This window comes from Neobacillus paridis, from assembly GCF_016765675.1.
GTDB lineage: Bacteria > Bacillota > Bacilli > Bacillales > Cytobacillaceae > Neobacillus > Neobacillus paridis.
Map to the genome: position 1 here is coordinate 46,602 of NZ_JAESWB010000278.1, position 19,471 is coordinate 66,072.

The following is a 19,471-nucleotide window of genomic DNA, read 5'->3' on the forward strand; positions in this document are numbered from 1 at the left end:
AAAATGTATGACGGGAAGTACGGAATAGAACAGGAGTTGACAAGTATGAACAATTTAGAGGAAAAAACACTCCACAGCGAGGAAATATATTCAGGGAAAATCATCACTCTCGAACTGCACGAAGTCGAGCTGCCTAACGGCAAACAATCCAAACGGGAAATTGTGAAACATCCGGGAGCAGTCGCTATTATCGCTTTAACTGAGGATAATAAAATGGTAATGGTGGAACAATACCGTAAAGCGTTAGAAAGAACGATTGTTGAAATCCCTGCCGGCAAGCTGGAAAAAGGCGAAGAACCGGCAAGCTGTGCCCGCCGTGAATTAGAGGAGGAGACCGGCTATGTCTGTGAATCTTTAGAGCTCATCAGCTCTTTTTATACATCGCCTGGCTTTTCTGACGAAATCATCCATGTATTTTTAGCAACAGGTCTGACAAAGAAAGAAAACGCCGCTGCCATGGATGAGGATGAGTTTGTCAATTTGGAGGAATTGACTCTCAAAGAAGCGTTACAATATGTCAAAGAACAAAAAATTTATGATGCCAAGACAATCTACGCAGTCCAATACTTACAATTACAAGAGGCGTTGACAACTAAATGAATCGCTATTATGTAGATTTACATATTCACATCGGTAGAACGTGGACGGGCAAGCCGGTGAAAATTACCGGAGCCAAGTCTCTCACGTTTACCAACATCATTGAACATGCACGAAACGTAAAAGGGCTTAATATGGTCGGAATTATCGACAGTCATTCGCCGGAAGTCATTCTTGAAATGGAAAGCTTAATTGAAAGCGGGAAAATTTACGAGCATCCCGATGGCGGTCTTGTTTTTGGAGATTTAACCATCATCTCCGGTTCAGAATTAGAAATTTATGACGAAGGGACTAACGGCCCGATCCATCTACTTTGTTTTATGCCCAATCTATCGGCTATGAAGGAATTCTCAAATTGGCTTTCCGGCCATTTGAAGAATATCCAGCTTAGCTCCCAGCGTGTTTATATAACGGGTCTTGTTTTACAAAAGAAGGTCAAAGAGATGGGCGGCATCTTTATACCAGCCCATGTATTCACTCCATTTAAAAGTTTATATGGGAAAGGTGTAAATCGTTCTCTCGCGGAAGTGCTTGATCCCGAACTGATCGATGGGATTGAACTGGGCTTGAGTTCCGATACGAAGATGGCCGACCAAATCGGTGAAATCCATCCATACACTTTTGTGACGAATTCTGATGCTCATTCGTTGGCGAAGATCGCAAGGGAATATCAAGTAATCGCCATGAAGGAGCCGACATTTACTGAATTGGGAAAAGCATTGAGAGGGGAAGACGGAAGAAAAATTATCGCCAATTATGGTCTTGATCCTTTGCTCGGTAAATACCATAAGACTGTTTGCGCTCACTGCTTTCATCCTGCTTACGAAGAAGATCAAGTATGTCAATATTGTGGCAGTAAAAAAATTATAAAAGGGGTGGCCGATCGGATTCTTGAATTGAAGACAGCTGACACCAGCCCATTATCAAGGCCGCCCTATGTTCATCAAGTACCGCTGGAATTTATCCCCGGTCTGGGGCCGCGGCTGCTGGAAAAATTGGTCGATCATTTTGGCAGCGAAATGGCTATTTTGCATGAAGTTCCACATGATGCTTTGCTGGAAGTAGTGCCTGAAAAAATTGCTGATCTTATTTTGAAAGCAAGAGAAGGAAACGTCACCTTGGCGGCAGGCGGCGGTGGCAAATACGGAAAAATTGCCGAACCATAAGGAATCAAACCCGACAGTGAAAGCTGCCGGGTTTTCATTTATACAGAATCTATCAAAATTAATCATAGACTTGCTAGACTGGCATAGACTGTAGTAATCGATTGAAAATGTAGGAGGAACTAGAGATGAAAAAACGATTATACCAGTCCGTTATCGCCAGTTATTTCCGCGAACATTCCTCAATTTTCTTATTTATTGTTGTGTTATTTTTAATGGGTGTGATTTTTGGTGCCATCGTAGTCAATAGTATGAGCTTTACCCAGAAAGAAAACCTATTTTATTATTTATCGCAATTTTTTGGCGAAGTTTCAGATGGGAAAGTAGCCGAGGAAAACGACTTGTTTATCCAAAGTTTTTTTCACAATAGTAAATTTATCGGGCTGATCTGGATTCTCGGAATTTCGATTATTGGTCTTCCGGTGATTCTCATTCTATTATTTGTAAAAGGAATGGTTGTCGGTTTTACCGTCGGTTTTCTTGTCAGCCAAATGGGGTGGAAGGGATTTATGCTTGCGGTAGTTTCCATCTTGCCGCAAAACTTGATTATCATTCCTATTTTTATTATTATGGCATCATTATCAGTGATCATTTCATTAAAGATGATTAAAAAGCAATTTATGAAGAAATTTGCCCAGCCCGTATTACCCTTATTCAAGGGGTATATTTTTGCTTTAATTGCAGCGGTCATCCTCATTTCGGCAGCTTCCGGAATTGAGGCTTATTTATCCCCTTGGCTCATGAAAACAGTCATAAGCTCAATTTGATTAAAATAATTATTAAATGATAATTAATATATAATGTTATTTATAATAATTTTATTTTGACACCACCCTTCCATCTGTTATAATGAGAATTAACAGTGGGGAGGGACGTCAGAATGGAAACAAGACTTGAACGAATTAAAAAACAACTGCATTCAGCCAGTTATAAACTCACACCTCAGCGCGAAGCGACCGTAAAAGTTTTACTAGAAAATGAAGAGGATCATTTAAGTGCAGAAGATGTGTACCTCCTCGTGAAGGAAAAATCGCCTGAAATTGGTTTGGCAACTGTTTATCGAACTTTGGAATTATTAACGGAATTGAAAATAGTAGATAAAATAAATTTTGGCGATGGCGTATCCCGTTACGATCTGCGGCAGGAAGGCGCAGCCCATTTTCATCATCATCTTGTCTGTATTGAGTGTGGGGCTGTTGATGAAATTCAGGAGGATTTGTTGGAAGATGTCGAAGCGATTGTAGAACGCAAGTGGAATTTTAAAATAAAAGATCACCGTCTTACCTTCCATGGCATTTGTCATCGCTGCCAGGATAAAGTGAACGGAGACCATATCGAGTAATTCAAGGCCTTTTTTAAAAGGTCTTTTTTTAGCTTTTGTTATAATCCTATTTAATTAGGTATAAATCTTGTCCATTTTGGCATACCTTTTTACTAGGAAACAAATGCCGTATGGGGACAGATATCAATGGCAGAGTTTTTCTGATTAAATAGGAGTTTGGGGGAAATAAGATGATTTCCTTTATCAAGGCTATCCTGCAAACCTTTAAGGTTTTTCTCATCTTCACGGGATGCACGATTCTTTTTTATTATGGTATCATGTGGATATCTGAAGAATATCAAAACTATCATCGCTATGATGAGCCGGAAGGGACAGCACTAAAAGTTTCCAATCCGGTAAAAGAGGATAATTCTACCTGGTACGATCGGTTAATGTTGTTTTATTTAAATGGGGAGTAGGGCGATGGAAGCACAAATACAACGTTTTTTACATTTTTTAATTGCCGAAAAAGGCTTGGCGCAAAATACCATTTCATCTTATGAGCGTGACCTGAAAAGCTATCTTCATTATTTAAAAGAGGTGGAATTAACAGCGAGCTTAAATGAAATCCAGCGGGTACATATCGTTCATTTTCTAAAATATTTAAAAGAGCAGGGGAAATCTCCCAAAACACTAGCAAGGCATATAGCTTCAATCAGGGCCTTTCATCAATTTTTACTGAGGGAGAAAATGGCGGAACAGGATCCGACGGTTCAACTTGAAATACCCAGGTCAGAAAAGACGCTGCCCAAGGTATTAAGCGTACAGGAAGTGGAGACGTTATTGGATACCCCCAAACCGCATGACCATTATGGGTTAAGAGATAAAGCGATGCTGGAGCTTCTTTACGCCACCGGAATCAGAGTGAGCGAATTAATCGGCATGAATATTCATGATGTTCATATACCAATGGGCTTTGTCCATTTTATTGGCAAGGGTAATAAGGAAAGGATTCTTCCGATTGGGGGGATAGCGGCCAAGGCCATTCAGCAGTATTTAGATGCTGGCAGGCCGTTATTTAACACAAAACATCATGATGATCAGGCGCTGTTTTTAAATCATCAGGGAAAGCGTTTATCAAGGCAGGGCTTTTGGAAAATATTAAAGAAATTGGCACAGGAAGCAGGGATAGATAAAGAATTGACACCGCACACCCTCAGGCACTCTTTTGCCACACATTTATTAGAAAACGGTGCGGATTTACGGGCAGTACAGGAAATGCTGGGTCATGCTGATATTTCCTCAACGCAAATTTACACCAATGTAACAAAAACAAAAATAATGGATGTTTATCGTAAATTTCATCCCCGAGCTTGATAGAATAGAAGTTTAGGAAAAAATGGGAAAAGAGTTCAAAAAGCTGCCAAAAATGAGGCAGCTTTTTTCTTGTAATTTTACCACCATTTAGTACAATAAAGATGTCAGACTTCTGACAATTAATCAGTTTTATTGGTTAAATCGTCCTATAAAGGGAATCATATGATTTGCATTGTTGCGATTTTCTGCAAACGTTATCAAAGGATTCAGAAACTAGTTCTGGAATCTGGGGTACCTTAACAGCATGGAAAAGGAGGAAAAAGAATGACGTTGGATACATACAAACGTATTTTTATCATTGTAATGGATTCAGTTGGAATAGGTGAAGCACCGGATGCTGAAAAGTTTGGCGATCAAGGGGCGGATACACTTGGCCATATCGCGGAACAAATGAATGGTCTGCATATGCCAAACATGGGTAAGCTTGGTTTAAGTAATATCCGTGAATTAAAGGGAATTGAAAAGGCAGAGAAGCCGTTAGCTTTTTATACAAAAATGAGGGAAGCCTCAAACGGAAAGGACACGATGACCGGGCATTGGGAAATCATGGGGTTAAATATTAAAACTCCGTTTCAAGTCTTTCCGGAAGGATTCCCGGAGGAACTGATTTCTGAGTTGGAGGAACGAACCGGCCGTAAAGTCATCGGCAACAAACCGGCAAGCGGTACGGCAATTATTGATGAGCTTGGTGAAGAGCATATGAAAACCGGGGCAATGATTGTTTATACATCGGCTGACTCCGTACTGCAGATTGCAGCTCATGAAGAAATCATTCCGCTTGATGAGCTGTATCATATTTGTAAAATAGCTAGGGAGTTGACGCTTGATGAGAAATATATGGTAGGACGGGTCATCGCCCGGCCGTTTATCGGAAAGCCCGGCAGTTTTACCCGTACACCAAACCGTCATGATTATGCTTTAAAACCATTTGACCGGACTGTCATGAGTGAGCTTAAGGATGCTGGGTTTGACGTAATTGCAATCGGAAAAATTTCTGATATATATGATGGGGAAGGCGTAACGAAGGCACTGCGAACCGTCTCAAATATGGATGGCATGGATAAGCTTCTTGAGACCTTTAAAATGGATTTTACCGGCATCAGCTTTTTAAACTTAGTTGATTTTGATGCCTTATATGGGCACCGCCGCGATCCGCAAGGCTATGGGAAAGCCCTGGAGGAATACGATTCCCGGCTGACGGAAGTTATTGCTGAAATGAAGCCGGATGACTTGTTAATGATTACGGCTGATCATGGGAATGACCCGACGGCACCCGGTACTGACCATACACGTGAATATGTGCCGCTGCTTGTGTATTCCAAACGAATGACGGAAGGAAAAGAATTGCCTCTCCGGGAAACATTTGCAGATCTGGGGGCAACAGTTGCGGAGAACTTCCAGGTAAAAATGCCGAAGTACGGCAAAAGCTTTTTAAAAGAATTAAAATAATATTATATTTTTTGGATTGGGTTACAAGGGGGGAACATGATGAAGTTTGAAAGTATTGAAAAGACAGCGGGCTTTTTAAAACAAAAATATCCTACTGCACCAAAAATCGGGCTTATCTTAGGTTCAGGGCTTGGGGTGCTTGCTGATGAAATTGAACAGCCTGTAAAAATTCCTTATCATGATATTCCTGATTTTCCGGTTTCCACTGTGGAGGGGCATGCCGGACAGCTTGTTTTTGGCGTTTTGAACGGCGTCGAGGTTGTTGCGATGCAAGGGCGTTTTCACTTCTATGAAGGCTACGATATGGAAAAGGTGACTTTCCCTGTCCGCGTTATGAAACAGCTTGGTGTCGAAATATTAATCGTTACTAATGCAGCCGGGGGAATAAATGAAAGTTTTTCACCGGGAGACTTAATGATTATTAAGGATCATATTAATAATATGGGCACCAATCCTTTAATCGGGCCCAATGATGTAAAGCTTGGCGAACGGTTCCCGGATATGTCTGAGACCTATTCAAAAGAATTGCGGGTAATCGCCAAGGAAGTTGCCGCTCAATTAGAGATGGCCGTGAAAGAAGGCGTCTACTTTGCAAATCCAGGTCCAGTCTACGAAACTCCGGCAGAAATTCGGATGATTCGTACTCTCGGCGGTGATGCTGTAGGGATGTCGACCGTGCCGGAAGTAATCGTCGCGAGGCACAGTCGAATGAAGGTTTTAGGTATTTCTTGTATATCCAATATGGCCGCAGGGATCTTGGATCAACCGCTGGCACATGAGGAAGTTATCGAAACGACCGAAAAGGTAAAAGCAGACTTTCTTCGATATATAAAAGCAATTATTAGCAGGATTGGATAACGTTTTGGTAAAGTGGTGAATGAATATGAGAATGGTCGATTTAATTGAAAAAAAGCGCGATGGTCAAGAATTATCGACAGCAGAAATCAATTTTATTATTAGCGGATATACAGATGGTTCGATTCCTGATTATCAGATGAGCGCACTCACAATGGCTATTGTTTTTCGTGGTATGACCGAAAGGGAGCGCGCCGATTTAACGATGGCAATGGTAAGGTCAGGGGAGCAAATTGATTTGTCACAGATAGAAGGAATAAAAGTTGATAAGCATTCTACCGGCGGAGTTGGTGATACAACAACTCTTGTCTTGGGGCCGCTTGTTGCAGCAGTGGGTGTTCCGATCGCCAAAATGTCCGGACGCGGCCTGGGACACACAGGCGGCACGATTGATAAATTAGAATCGATTAAAGGCTTCCACGTGGAAATAGACAATGCTGAGTTCATCGAGCTTGTGAACAAAAATAAGATTGCCGTCATCGGGCAAAGCGGTAATTTAACACCTGCTGATAAAAAACTCTATGCACTCAGAGATGTGACAGCAACAGTTGAAAGTATTCCGCTGATTGCCAGCTCCATTATGAGCAAAAAGATCGCTGCCGGGGCCGACGCGATTGTTCTTGATGTAAAAACCGGAGCCGGCGCTTTTATGAAGACGCTGAAAGATTCACGGGAATTAGCACACGCAATGGTGAGGATTGGAAATGCTGTCGGCCGCAAAACGATGGCAGTAATTTCTGATATGAGTCAGCCGCTTGGGTATGCGGTCGGCAATGCCCTTGAGGTAAAGGAAGCAATTGATACCTTAAAAGGAGAAGGTCCTGCTGATTTAACCGAGCTATGTTTAACGCTTGGCAGTCATATGGTGTATTTAGCGAAGAAAGCAGCATCATTAGCGGAAGCGCGACAGGCGCTTGAGAAAGCGATCAACGACGGTTCAGCATTGGAAAAATTAAAAGTATTCTTAAGTTCTCAAGGTGGTGATGCCACGGTCGTCGACCATCCCGAGAAACTGCCGCAGGCGAAATACACCTTTGAACTTGAAGCAAAAGCAAATGGCTATGTAGCTGATATCGTCGCTGATGAGGTTGGAACAGCCGCAATGCTGCTTGGGGCCGGAAGAGCAACGAAAGATTCTGTCATTGACTTAGCCGTCGGTCTTGTGCTACGAAAGAAAATTGGCGATCAAGTGAAAATAGGTGAATCACTCTGCACCATCTACAGCAATGCTGAAAATGTAAACGAAGTAAAGCAAAAGCTATATGAAAATATCAAGATTACTCCTGAAAAGGTAAACCCGCCAACCCTCATTTACGAGGAAATTACAGATTAAAAGGTGTCGGGGATCATGTGAACGATCACATGACCCCTAACACCTATTTTTTTATTTAATTACTGGAAATGACTGTATAAAGTAATTAATTTTGGAAAAAATGTTGGCTATAAAGAATGGAGGGTTATCTGGATGAAACGACTGTTTTCTATCACAGCAATATTAGTTTTGCTTATCAGTTTACCAATTTCTTCTGCTTTCGCTGCTGAAGAAAAGAAGAGTACTGAAATGATCGCCAACGTTAGATCCGCAATTTTATTAGAGCGGGATACTGGGAAAGTCCTCTTCGAGAAAAATAGTAAAGAAGAACTGCCGCCTGCCAGTATGACAAAAATCATGACCATGCTGTTAATCATGGAGGCCATTGATAAAGGAAAACTTTCCTGGAACGAAAAAATTCGTGCAAGTGAATATGCTGCTTCAATGGGTGGATCACAAATTTTCCTGGAGCCTGGTGAAGAAATGACGGTAAAAGACATGTTGAAAGGGATTGCGATTGCCTCGGGAAATGATGCTTCCGTAGCGATGGCGGAAAGGATTGCCGGTACTGAGGAAGCATTTGTTGACATGATGAATGCCAAAGCAAAGGAACTGGGATTAAAGCATACTTTCTTTAAAAACACAACTGGACTGCCGGAAAGCGGTCATTACAGCTCAGCCTATGACATGGCGATCATGGCAAAAGAACTGCTAAAATACGAAGACATTACAAAATTTACCGGGATGTATGAAGGGTATTTAAGAGAAAATACCGACAAAAAATTTTGGCTCGTTAATACCAATAAATTAGTTCGTTTTTATCCCGGAGTGGATGGCTTAAAAACTGGTTTTACCGCAGAGGCCAAATATTGTCTGACGGCAACTGCTCAAAAAGACGGAATGCGGGTGATTGCTGTTGTGTTCGGCGCTCCAACATCTAAGGAGCGCAATGCCCAGGTGAGCAAAATGCTCGACTATGCCTATAGTCAATACCAAACACATCCGATGTATAAGCGTAATCAAACAATAGGCCTGGCTAAGGTTAGTAAAGGTCAAGATAAGACAGTTGCGGCGGTAACCAGTGAGTCTTTATCTTTATTGACGAAAAAAGGTGAAAAAACGGCAGATGTTAAGCAGAAGGTCTTGTTACAGAAAAATTTAAAGGCCCCAATTCGAAAAGGTGACAAGGTGGGAACCATTAAGCTCATCAGAAATGGAGAAGTGGTGCTAGAAAGCCCGCTAGTAGCCAAGAATACCGTAAAGAGTGCCAGCTGGTGGACACTTTATAAGCGTTCGTTTGGAATGTTTACGAAAGCTGGTAAATAAAACTTTTTCAGCAGTGTCGAAAGCCGAAGCATCCGGACTTCTTTTAGCGAAAATCGACTAGTTTTGTATTTGAGAAGGAAAATAAAACCTAAAAATCGAATTGACTCACTAGATCAGAAAAAGGAGGACCAGGATAGTGAGTCTTACGATTGAATTCAAAATCAAACAGGATGTTTTATGCATCCGTCTTAACGGCGAATTAGATCATCATACGGCAGATGAACTTCGTGAAAAAGTTACAGCTGTTATTGAGGAAAAAGCAATCCGTCATATTGTCTTGAATCTTGAACAGCTTACTTTTATGGACAGTTCAGGTTTAGGCGTTATTTTAGGCAGATATAAGCAAATTAAACAGCTGCACGGTGAAATGGTTGTTTGTGCCATTACCCCTGCGATTCAACGATTATTCGATATGTCGGGTCTGTTCAAGATCATTAAAATGGAGCCGACAGAAGAATTTGCGTTACAAAAATTGGGGGTGGCCTGAATGAAGAATGAGATGAGCCTGCAGTTCAGTGCCTTAAGTCAAAATGAATCCTTTGCCCGTGTTACAGTAGCTGCTTTTATTGCCCAATTAGACCCAACGATGGATGAGCTTACCGAGATAAAAACCGTTGTGTCCGAAGCTGTAACCAATGCCATTATTCATGGATATGAAAATGACCCGGAAGGTATTGTTTATATTACTGTGACAATTGACGACAATTTCATTGAGATGACCATTAAAGATACTGGCGTCGGAATTACAGATGTCGATGAAGCCCGCCAGCCATTATTTACAACAAAGCCGGAATTGGAACGTTCCGGCATGGGTTTTACGATCATGGAAAATTTTATGGATGAGGTTGAGGTTTTAACTAAGCCAGGCAGCGGAACCGAGGTTAGACTACGAAAGCATTTACAATCTCGCAAAATGCTTTGCAATTAAGGAGACTTGCCAATGGATGTGGAGGTCAAAAACAATAAAAATCAGACATATTTAAAGGATCATGAAGTCAAGGAACTTATAAAAAGAAGCCAGACAGGTGACCAGGAAGCAAGAGATCTTCTTGTGGAAAAAAATATGCGGCTTGTTTGGTCGGTGGTCCAACGGTTTCTAAATAGGGGATACGACCCCGATGACTTGTTTCAAATTGGCTGTATCGGGTTATTAAAATCAGTTGATAAGTTTGACCTATCCTATGATGTAAAGTTTTCTACCTATGCCGTTCCAATGATTATTGGAGAAATCCAGCGATTTATTCGTGATGATGGAACCGTCAAGGTCAGCCGGTCACTGAAGGAAATGGGGAATAAAATCCGTAAAGCGAAGGATGAACTGTCGAAAACGCTGGGCAGAGTTCCCACTGTTAATGAAATCTCTGAGCATCTTGACCTTCCTTTGGAGGATGTCATCCTTGCCCAAGAAGCAAGCAGGTCCCCGTCATCCATTCATGAAACCGTTTATGAAAATGATGGTGATCCGATCACATTATTGGACCAAATCGATGATGGTAATGAAGGAAAGTGGTTTGATCAAATTGCTTTAAAGGAAGCCATCCGTGAGCTAGATGAACGGGAACGGCTGATTGTCTATCTAAGGTATTATAAGGATCAGACACAATCAGAAGTTGCCGGAAGGCTGGGAATTTCTCAGGTTCAAGTATCAAGGCTGGAAAAAAAGATATTGCAGCAAATGAAAGACCGTATGGATGTGTAGACTCCATACGGTCTTTCATTTTACAAAGTACTTAACATTTTTTTATAAAAAACCATTTTTTACACATACTACTGTTATCAGAATTTTGCTGTGTGGGAAGTGAGATTTTGGAACAAACCATCTACATTCGCATGCGACACCGCGTTCAATCTTGTCCCCGCCAGACGATTTATTTAAAGGACGCTGCGCAAATCATTGCTGATGAAAGCAAGCTTATAAAGCTTCAACAAATGATCATTCATCAATTAACAGAAAACGACGGTAACATTGTTGTGATTGATATTATGAAGGTGATCCAGCTGATAACCAGCCAATTTGGGGACATAGAAGTTCAGACAATCGGCCCTGCCCAAACCATTATTGAAGTAGTGTCCAAGCAAAAAGGAGTCTCGATTCCTTTTTTTCTTTTAATATGGTTCCTATTATTTTTTGGTTCGGCGTTAACGCTGATGAATTTTCATGATGATGTCAATATGCGGAGTGTTCAGGAAAAGATTTATACCATTATTACCGGCAGGCAGGAAACAAAACCACTATTGTTTCAAATTCCCTATTCGATTGGGCTTGGCCTTGGGATGATTTTATTTTTTAACCATGTCTTTAAGAAGCGGATTAACGATGAACCGAGCCCGCTTGAAGTCGAAATGTTTAATTATCAGATGGATTTGGATAATTACGTCATCCTGCATGAAAATAAAGAGAGTATGAAACGGATACATGACGATTAAAATAATCCTTACCATTTTTTTAGGGGTTGCAAGTGGATTATCTGTTGGTGCCGGTTTTGTTGCCTTTCTAACTGTACTGGGCATTATTCCTCGATTGACTCAACTAACGAAAACGATGAAAATGATCCAATCCTATGAGTGGGCCGTTGTCATCGGGGCGCTTACAGGAGTGTTCGCAAGCTTAAGAGACCCATCGCTGAACCAGTCTCCTTACCTGTTAATTCCCCTGGGGATTACCGGTGGAGTCTTTATCGGAATGTTAGCAGCCGGTCTTACAGAAGCCTTAAATGTATTTCCGATTCTTGCAAAAAGAATTCGTTTAGACGGAGAGATTGTGATTTTAATCATGGCCATTGTATTAGGTAAAATATTTGGTTCCATCTTTCAATGGCTATACTTTGTTCATCATTAACTACTTTTTAGAGATAAATTAAATTTTTGAAAGGAGTGGTTTTTTTGACACAAAAGCAGGTGGAAAAATGGCCAATTCCGAAATCAGTGAATGAAATTGAACATTATATGAAACAGCGGGTAGGACTGGGGGTAAGTTTTGACATTGGTGTCCGCAAATTGAAAATATTAAGATGCGATGTCCACATTTATTATATCAATGGTTTAACGGACACGATGTATATTATTCAACTAATAAGAGAGTTACTTGGAATTAATAACCGTGAAAAACTATCTTCCGACATATTTACACTTGTTGAAAATAGGCTGGCCAATCAATCGGTAGAAAAAACCCAGGAATTGGATCAATTAGTTACTGAGGTTTTATCCGGCCTTATTGGGGTAGTAGTGGATGGGGCGGATACAGCATTTATTATTGATGTAAGAAATTATCCCGGCCGGATGCCAATGGAACCTGATACCGAAAAAGTTGTCAGGGGCGCCCGCGACGGTTTTGTCGAAAATATCGTGTTAAATACGGCATTAGTCAGAAGAAGAATCCGTGATGAACGACTTCGCTTTGAGATGTATAAAGTCGGCAGACGGTCTATAACCGATGTGGCTCTTGCATACATAGAGGATGTTGCTGACCCTGATTTAATAAATATTTTAAGACAAGAGCTAAAGGCGATTGATATTGATGGAATCCCGATGGCCGATAAAACTCTTGAGGAGTTTATTGTGAAACAGGGAGCCAATCCCTATCCAATTGTGCGATATACGGAAAGAGCAGATGTCGCAGCAGCCCATATATTGGAGGGCCATGTAGTGATTTTTTGCGACACCTCGCCGAGTGTGATTATTACTCCAACTACTTTTTTTCACCATGTTCAACATGCCGAGGAATTTCGCGAAGCGCCAGCCATGGGGACCTTTGTTCGCTGGACGCGTTTTTTAGGTGTATTTACCTCGATATTTCTGTTACCGCTCTGGCTTTTATTTGTCCAGGAGCCATCGTTACTGCCGGAAAAACTTTCCTTTATCGGGCCTAACAAACAAACGAATATTCCCATTGTTGTTCAGCTGTTTATGGCTGATTTTGGGATAGAATTTTTACGCATCGCTGCTATACATACACCGACACCGCTTTCAACCGCGATGGGCTTGATTGCGGCTGTGCTAATCGGACAAATTGCCATCAGTGTTGGACTATTTGTCCCAGAGGTTATTCTTTACGTAGCAGTTGCCGGGATTGGAACCTTTACCACGCCAAGTTATGAATTAAGTGTTGCCAATAAAATTGCCAGGATGCTGTTGATGTTGGCGGTAGCCTTTTTCCATCTGCCGGGGTTTGTCATCGGCTGTACCTTATGGCTTATTTTCCTGGCTAATATGCGGGCGCTGAATACGCCATATTTATGGCCGTTTCTGCCATTTGAACCAAGAGGATTTATGCAGATTATTTTCCGCCAGTCGATCCCTGGGTCTGCATTGAGGCCAAGTATCGTTCACCCAAGAAATCGGTTCAGGCAGCCCCCCAAAAGGTAAATTTTAAAAGAAAAAATTGCAGAATAGCTGCAGTTATGCTAAAGTAATTTTAATTAAATAAAGAACTAAGCATAAAAATAGGCAGTATCTTTTGCAGATTCTGTCTATTTGTTTATTATTTAATAGGTTTGTCTACATAGACTGTAGTGAGTCGTTACGGAGAGAGGGAAGAAGATGTATTTTTACGGAACAACTGGAGTAAATAAACAAGGACATTTGGAAATAGGCGGTGTTGACAGCCTTGAGTTAGCAAAAAATTTTGGCACCCCTCTGTATGTATATGATGTTTCCTTAATTAGGGAAAGAGCTTCCGGATTTAAAAAGGCGTTTGCGGAACAAAATGTAAAAGCTCAAGTAGCCTATGCCAGTAAAGCATTTTCGACGGTGGCAATGGTGCAGCTTGCGGAGGAGGAAGGTTTATCTTTGGATGTAGTATCCGGCGGTGAATTGTATACGGCTTTGGCTGCCGGCTTCCCTGCGGAAAGGATTCATTTTCATGGTAATAATAAAAGCAGAGAAGAATTGGAAATGGCCTTAGATAACCAAATAGGCTGTATTGTCATTGACAACTTTTACGAAATAGAGCTGTTAAAAACCATTTGTCTAGAAAAATCAGCCAAAGTAAATGTTCTGTTACGAGTCACACCCGGTATTGAAGCACATACACATGATTACATTTTAACCGGGCAGGAAGACTCAAAGTTTGGCTTTGACCTACAAAACGGTCAAGCGGAAAAAGCACTTGCTGCTGTAATGGCATTTGAATCTTTCGATGTCCTTGGCCTTCACTGCCATATTGGTTCACAAATATTTGAAACAACCGGCTTTTTGCTGGCGGCCAGAAAAATTGTTGAGAAGCTGGCGGAGTGGAAAGCAAAGGTCGCCTTTGAAGCAAAGGTATTAAATTTAGGCGGGGGCTTTGGAATTCGCTATACGAAAGAGGATGAACCGATTCCGCCATCCCAATATGTCAGTGCGATTATCAAGGAAGTCAAACTTCTAATTGAACAATACTCCCTTGAAATGCCGGAGATCTGGATCGAACCTGGCCGTTCGCTTGTGGGGGATGCAGGAATGACTTTGTATAAAATTGGCTCCTCCAAGGATGTTCCGAACGTAAGGAAATATCTGGCGGTCGACGGCGGGATGAGCGATAATATTCGTCCTGCCTTATACCAGGCAAAATATGAAGCGGTCTTAGCCAATAAACCGTTAGCACAAAATACTGAAACGGTTTCAATTGCCGGGAAATGCTGTGAATCAGGTGATATGCTAATTTGGGATCTGCCTTTACCAAGGGCGGAAGAGGATGATATTTTAGCTGTTTTTTGTACCGGGGCCTATGGCTATTCGATGGCGAACAACTATAACCGGATCCCTCGGCCGGCAGTTGTGTTTGTGGAAAATGGAAACGCCACTCTTGTTGTAAAAAGGGAAACCTATGAAGATTTAATCAAGCACGATCTGCCATTAAAATAAGAGCTGCCGGAGAACCGGCGGCTCTTTATGCGTTTTAAGAGAAGAAGGACTTAATTGTATCAATTAACCAGATAAAGAATTGTTTGATTTTTTCAAGAAATCCTTGTCCCTCGTCTGATTGAAGGTATTTAGATATTCTGTCCTTTGCTTTATTGAGCTGATCGCTAACTTGATTCCAGTTAATATCAAGGTTTTTTAATTTGTTGAATAAGTTAATCAATCGTTGCATTTGCTGATCTGTTAAAGTTACATTTAAGTCTTTGGCGGCTTGTTCGATAATATTTCGCAATTCCTCGTCGTTTTTTGGTTTCTTTTTGGCGATTTCCTCTTTAACTTTGGCGATAAGGGCGGTGGCGTTCTCATTACCAATCGAATCCCCAAGCTTTGCAGTTTCAACCATTTCCTGGTTTGCTGCCTGCTTCACATCTTCCGGGATTGTTTTATCGGCGGAAATTTCATAAGCTTTGATAATCCCGGTAAGGGCAGCAGTTCCAGATACAGAAATGGGAGCCGTTATATAGATGTTTGCATCTTTGACACCTGCGGTTATAAGGGCGTTGACATACATTTCATCGGTAACCCAATTAATATTTTTGGTTTTCACCGTTATGCCAGATCCCTTAGAGGCAATCGTGATGGCTGAAGATGAAATGGCCCTTGTCCCAATTAAAGACTTGGCAATATATTTTCCCAGATATTGATGTTCCTCCTGATTGGACACAGTGACGATTTGAACATCTTTTGGCGCCCTCATTTCCTCTAACAAGCTGTTTTTTTGCGCTTCTGATAAATTTTCGCCTAAAGTGACAATCATATCACCTTCGGCCATATCAGCAAGACTATGTATCGGAAAAAGACACAAAATCAGACTTAGCAGCAGTATTAATCGTTTTTTCATCGAAATTCTCTCCTTGTTTGTTTATGTTTATAATATATCCGATTCTAATATAATTAACGAAAAAAACAAATTTGGAGTTTCATATAAAAATTAATAGTTTTTAATTTTTTCTGGAAAATGGATTATTTTTGATATTTGTTGTAGAATGTAGCCAGTAACAACTTCGGATACGGTATACTTGTTTTGGAGGATAGTTTTCCATGAAAAAAAGTAATTGGGCCTTATTTGGCATTCTTATTGCCATTTCTTTGATATGGGGGGCAATCTATTGGATGTTTATTGTACCGAAATAATAGATATTTTTTCGCACTTTTAGACTTCGGTTTACGGTGTATGCTTGAAACATTATCATCTTACGTACATATGATAAATAAATGGTTTATTATTTGATTCTTTTGGGAAAAATATACTATTGTTAAACCAAATAACTAGATTGGTTTATTTCATTTAATGAGGGATCTAAATGTTAATTCGTTATAAAAAAACATTCGAAAAAATTGCCATGGGTTTAATGTCATTTATGCCGAATGAGAAGGACTTAAAGAAACTCCAGCAAACAATGAAGGAATATGAGACAGAAGACACAAGGCAGCTGTTTTTATGGAAAGAGGAAGATATTATCGGGCTCCTTGGTGTTGTTTTTCATTCTGAGCGGAATGCAATTGAAATCCAACATATTTCCGTTAACCCCTCTCATCGATTCCAAGGGGTGGGAAAAAGAATGGTGAAGGCGCTTAAGGAAATGTATCCTGAAAAGGAAATAATCCCAAATGAAGAGACAGCTGCATTTATCGAAAAATGTGATATCTGCTGAATAAACAAAAAGGCAACTTTTATAAGTTGCCCTTTTTTGCTAACAGCATTCGGTTTCTTTCTTCAATCACACTCGTTCTGTCCCGTAACTTATGGCGGTGAATTAGCTCATCATTCGTTACATCACTCGCTTTCCCCCATTCTAATCCACGCTGTTGACAAATTTTGAGGCATTCGTCCATTAACGCCGAATCAATGATCGGCAGTGAAAAGCTGGTATAGAAATGGTTTGCTTCAATGGCCAGAAGACGCTCGTTTAAAACATTTATCAAATCCCCACTGTCAATGCCAAGTTTCACTAAAGAATCTGCCTGTGTTTCAAATATTTTAATCGCTTTTTCCAGTGTTCGTTTGGCACCGGCGAAATTTTCTCTACGGTGGTGATATGCGGATACAGCCATTAAAATGAGACCAACCCAAATGGAATCCTTGTTTCCCGGATCGGACTGTTTCCAATAATCCTCCAAAATTTCGTGACATTCAAAATAATCTCGATCACCGTGAAAATGAATTAAATAGTCAATGTATGCTGTTGGATACAATGGAGTCCCCCCATTCCTTATAACTCCATTTTACCATATCAAGATGCTGGAAACTGCATAAAAACATGAATAAAAGACCCGAAGATCCGGGTCCTTTTTTATCGGCGATATGAAGGCTATTTATTCTCTGTTTATGGGCATACCTCAGTTTCCATTTACCATACCCAAGCCGCACCAACGATAATTAACAAAATAAACAATACTACGATTAACGCAAATCCGGCTCCGAAACCGCCAACGCCTACGCCATCAGCCATATCTAAAACCTCCTAAAATTTTTTTCCTTCTCTAGGTTAGAATGGCTGTTGTAAATTCTAAAAATAGCCATCAAAACCAAGCCAATACCTAGAGAGGACGCCAAGCGGCGTGTTTTCTCTAATATCATATGAAGGGTATTTGTCCATTGTTATGGGCGAATGTCATCACTCCCTTAACTGCATTAATGATGAAATGATTTACTATTGAGATAAACTGACAAAATCCCTATACTAAGAATAGTTATTTTTTGAAAAAGCGGAGTGAAAGAGATTCTTCCTTTTTTCCAAAAGTCGGATCCTATCCATTTTGTGTCATGAATGATGCTGATTGATTACCATTCAAGCGCGGTAATAAAATTATTTCAGGAATTTTGGTGAAAAGTAATGCCTTACCAGGTAAAGATCGACGTATTTGAAGGTCCATTGGATTTACTGCTCCATTTAATTAACCGACTGGAAATTGATATTTACGATATTCCGGTCGCGCAGATTACAGAGCAATATTTATTATATATACATACAATGAAGGAGTTAAAACTGGATGTAGCCAGTGAGTTTCTTGTCATGGCCGCTACCCTTTTGGCGATTAAAAGTAAAATGCTGTTGCCAAAGCATGATGAGGATCTTTATGACGAAGATCAGGAAATTGCCTTTGAAGAAGACCCAAGGGATGAGCTGGTCGAGCGCCTAATTGAATACCGCAAATTTAAAGAAGCAGCCCAGGGCTTGAAATCAATGGAAGAGGAACGTGGTCTAATGTACTCAAAGCCGCCGAGTGATATGTCTGATTTTGTGAAAGACATTGAGCCCCCCAAGGCAGAATTACAAGTTTCGCTTTATGACATGTTAGCTGCTTTTCAAAAATTGTTACGCCGAAAGAAACTTCAGCGTCCATTGGCGACGAAAATAGCCCGTCAGGAAGTCTCAATTGAAACAAGAATGACAGAAATATTGGCTGATTTAAAGGAAATTAATGGGCGGATGAACTTTAATGATTTATTTCCACAACCAACAAAAGACCATATTGTTGTCACCTTTTTGGCTATTTTAGAACTGATGAAAAGGAACGAAATTGATGCCTGGCAGGACGAGAATTTTGGTGAGATTTTTGTCGAAGCTGCTAAGAAAGGAGCTGATTCGGTTGACCATTATTAACTGGACAAGCATACTTGAGAGCTTGTTATTTGCTGCCGGGGATGAGGGGTTAACGTTAAAACAAATAGCTGAGGTTTTAGAAATAGACGAACTGGAGGCAAATGATGTTATTGAGGACCTCAGGCAAGAGTATGCTGCAAACGAAAATCGGGGGATTATCATCGTTCAGCTGGCTGGAACGTATCAGTTGGCCACTAAGAAAGAAAATGCCGATTATTTAAAAAAACTCGTGGATTCCCCCAATACCTCGACACTGTCGCAGGCAGCGCTGGAAACCTTGGCGATTATTGCCTATAAGCAGCCGATTACTCGAGCGGAAATCGAAGAAATTCGTGGAGTAAAGTCGGAAAGGCCGTTACATACGCTTATGGCAAAAGCATTAATCAAAGAGGTCGGCCGTGCAGAAGGGACTGGAAGGGCCATTCTTTATGGGACGACGAAGGAATTCCTTGATTATTTTGGATTAAAAAGCCTGGAGGAGCTTCCGGCACTTCCAGATAAGGTGGAAGATGAATATATTCAAGAGGAAGCCGATTTATTTTTTGAGAAATTTCAAGAAACCATCAATTCATAAGCCGCAAATTGATGCTTGATTTATGTTAAAATAGTGGTATGTTTCGAT

At 40.8% G+C, this 19,471-nt stretch carries 23 protein-coding genes; 20 read left to right on the forward strand and 3 right to left on the reverse strand.

The window, feature by feature from the left end; genetic code table 11:
• Positions 1–45: 45 nt before the first annotated feature.
• The 17 genes from JK635_RS17980 (at position 46) to lysA (ending at position 15,184) form a co-directional block, all read left to right on the forward strand.
• Entirely contained in the window at positions 46–600 is a 555-nt protein-coding gene (locus JK635_RS17980) for an NUDIX hydrolase (protein WP_202655321.1), read from the forward strand.
• Positions 597–1,763: an endonuclease Q family protein gene (locus JK635_RS17985; RefSeq protein WP_202655322.1), complete on the forward strand. Its 1,167-nt coding sequence runs from the start codon at positions 597–599 to the stop codon at positions 1,761–1,763. The genes JK635_RS17980 and JK635_RS17985 overlap by 4 nt, the downstream gene beginning before the upstream one ends.
• Positions 1,764–1,888: 125 nt before the next feature.
• The gene (spoIIM, locus tag JK635_RS17990; protein WP_202655323.1) at positions 1,889–2,527 is read left to right on the forward strand and encodes a stage II sporulation protein M; all 639 of its coding nucleotides are present in this window, start codon (positions 1,889–1,891) and stop codon (positions 2,525–2,527) included.
• A gap of 113 nt (positions 2,528–2,640) precedes the next feature.
• On the forward strand, positions 2,641–3,102 hold the full coding sequence (gene fur, locus JK635_RS17995) for a ferric iron uptake transcriptional regulator (protein ID WP_202655324.1): 462 nt from the start codon (positions 2,641–2,643) through the stop codon (positions 3,100–3,102).
• 170 nt (positions 3,103–3,272) lie between these two features.
• Positions 3,273–3,500, forward strand: a complete 228-nt coding sequence (locus tag JK635_RS18000; RefSeq protein ID WP_202655325.1) for a YqzK family protein — start codon at positions 3,273–3,275, stop codon at positions 3,498–3,500.
• Positions 3,501–3,504: 4 nt separating this feature from the next.
• Positions 3,505–4,398 carry a site-specific tyrosine recombinase XerD gene (gene xerD, locus JK635_RS18005; protein WP_202655326.1) on the forward strand — a complete coding sequence of 298 codons (894 nt, stop codon included), beginning with the start codon at positions 3,505–3,507 and terminating at the stop codon, positions 4,396–4,398.
• A 264-nt stretch (positions 4,399–4,662) separates the two neighbouring features.
• Entirely contained in the window at positions 4,663–5,847 is a 1,185-nt protein-coding gene (gene deoB, locus JK635_RS18010; RefSeq protein ID WP_202655327.1) for a phosphopentomutase, read from the forward strand.
• Positions 5,848–5,886: 39 nt separating this feature from the next.
• On the forward strand, positions 5,887–6,705 hold the full coding sequence (locus tag JK635_RS18015; protein WP_202655441.1) for a purine-nucleoside phosphorylase: 819 nt from the start codon (positions 5,887–5,889) through the stop codon (positions 6,703–6,705).
• A 25-nt stretch (positions 6,706–6,730) separates the two neighbouring features.
• On the forward strand, positions 6,731–8,035 hold the full coding sequence (locus JK635_RS18020) for a pyrimidine-nucleoside phosphorylase (RefSeq protein ID WP_202655328.1): 1,305 nt from the start codon (positions 6,731–6,733) through the stop codon (positions 8,033–8,035).
• 132 nt (positions 8,036–8,167) lie between these two features.
• Positions 8,168–9,340, forward strand: a complete 1,173-nt coding sequence (locus tag JK635_RS18025; protein WP_202655329.1) for a D-alanyl-D-alanine carboxypeptidase family protein — start codon at positions 8,168–8,170, stop codon at positions 9,338–9,340.
• 136 nt (positions 9,341–9,476) lie between these two features.
• Positions 9,477–9,827, forward strand: coding sequence for an anti-sigma F factor antagonist (spoIIAA, locus tag JK635_RS18030; RefSeq protein ID WP_202655330.1), 351 nt, complete (start codon positions 9,477–9,479; stop codon positions 9,825–9,827).
• Positions 9,828–10,268, forward strand: coding sequence for an anti-sigma F factor (spoIIAB, locus tag JK635_RS18035; RefSeq protein WP_202655331.1), 441 nt, complete (start codon positions 9,828–9,830; stop codon positions 10,266–10,268). It abuts the gene before it with no gap.
• A 12-nt stretch (positions 10,269–10,280) separates the two neighbouring features.
• Entirely contained in the window at positions 10,281–11,039 is a 759-nt protein-coding gene (sigF, locus tag JK635_RS18040) for an RNA polymerase sporulation sigma factor SigF (RefSeq protein WP_202655332.1), read from the forward strand.
• A gap of 107 nt (positions 11,040–11,146) precedes the next feature.
• On the forward strand, positions 11,147–11,767 hold the full coding sequence (locus JK635_RS18045; protein WP_202655333.1) for a stage V sporulation protein AA: 621 nt from the start codon (positions 11,147–11,149) through the stop codon (positions 11,765–11,767).
• Positions 11,757–12,179 carry a stage V sporulation protein AB gene (locus JK635_RS18050; RefSeq protein ID WP_202655334.1) on the forward strand — a complete coding sequence of 141 codons (423 nt, stop codon included), beginning with the start codon at positions 11,757–11,759 and terminating at the stop codon, positions 12,177–12,179. Before JK635_RS18045 ends, JK635_RS18050 begins: the two co-directional genes overlap by 11 nt.
• 44 nt (positions 12,180–12,223) lie before the next feature.
• A complete protein-coding gene (locus JK635_RS18055) occupies positions 12,224–13,705 on the forward strand; it encodes a spore germination protein (protein WP_202655335.1) in 1,482 nt (493 codons plus the stop codon).
• 174 nt (positions 13,706–13,879) lie between these two features.
• Positions 13,880–15,184 (forward strand): diaminopimelate decarboxylase, encoded by a 1,305-nt coding sequence (gene lysA / locus JK635_RS18060; protein ID WP_202655336.1) that lies wholly within the window; start codon positions 13,880–13,882, stop codon positions 15,182–15,184.
• Positions 15,185–15,218: 34 nt separating this feature from the next.
• On the opposite strand, the gene JK635_RS18065 is transcribed toward lysA, so the two are convergent.
• Positions 15,219–16,082, reverse strand: a complete 864-nt coding sequence (locus tag JK635_RS18065; protein WP_202655337.1) for a DUF1002 domain-containing protein — start codon at positions 16,080–16,082, stop codon at positions 15,219–15,221.
• A 463-nt stretch (positions 16,083–16,545) separates the two neighbouring features.
• Here JK635_RS18065 and JK635_RS18070 point away from each other — a divergent pair, with 463 nt between their 5' ends.
• Positions 16,546–16,896, forward strand: a complete 351-nt coding sequence (locus tag JK635_RS18070) for a GNAT family N-acetyltransferase (protein ID WP_202655338.1) — start codon at positions 16,546–16,548, stop codon at positions 16,894–16,896.
• A gap of 19 nt (positions 16,897–16,915) precedes the next feature.
• Here JK635_RS18070 and JK635_RS18075 read toward each other — a convergent pair whose 3' ends face one another.
• Both JK635_RS18075 and JK635_RS18080 read right to left on the reverse strand, forming a co-directional pair.
• Positions 16,916–17,437 (reverse strand): DUF309 domain-containing protein, encoded by a 522-nt coding sequence (locus JK635_RS18075; RefSeq protein ID WP_202655339.1) that lies wholly within the window; start codon positions 17,435–17,437, stop codon positions 16,916–16,918.
• Positions 17,438–17,592: 155 nt separating this feature from the next.
• The gene (locus JK635_RS18080; RefSeq protein ID WP_202655340.1) at positions 17,593–17,694 is read right to left on the reverse strand and encodes a YjcZ family sporulation protein; all 102 of its coding nucleotides are present in this window, start codon (positions 17,692–17,694) and stop codon (positions 17,593–17,595) included.
• 384 nt (positions 17,695–18,078) lie between these two features.
• Here JK635_RS18080 and JK635_RS18085 point away from each other — a divergent pair, with 384 nt between their 5' ends.
• On the forward strand, positions 18,079–18,849 hold the full coding sequence (locus tag JK635_RS18085) for a segregation/condensation protein A (RefSeq protein ID WP_202655341.1): 771 nt from the start codon (positions 18,079–18,081) through the stop codon (positions 18,847–18,849).
• Entirely contained in the window at positions 18,836–19,423 is a 588-nt protein-coding gene (scpB, locus tag JK635_RS18090) for an SMC-Scp complex subunit ScpB (protein WP_235888200.1), read from the forward strand. Before JK635_RS18085 ends, scpB begins: the two co-directional genes overlap by 14 nt.
• The last annotated feature ends 48 nt before the right edge of the window (positions 19,424–19,471 follow it).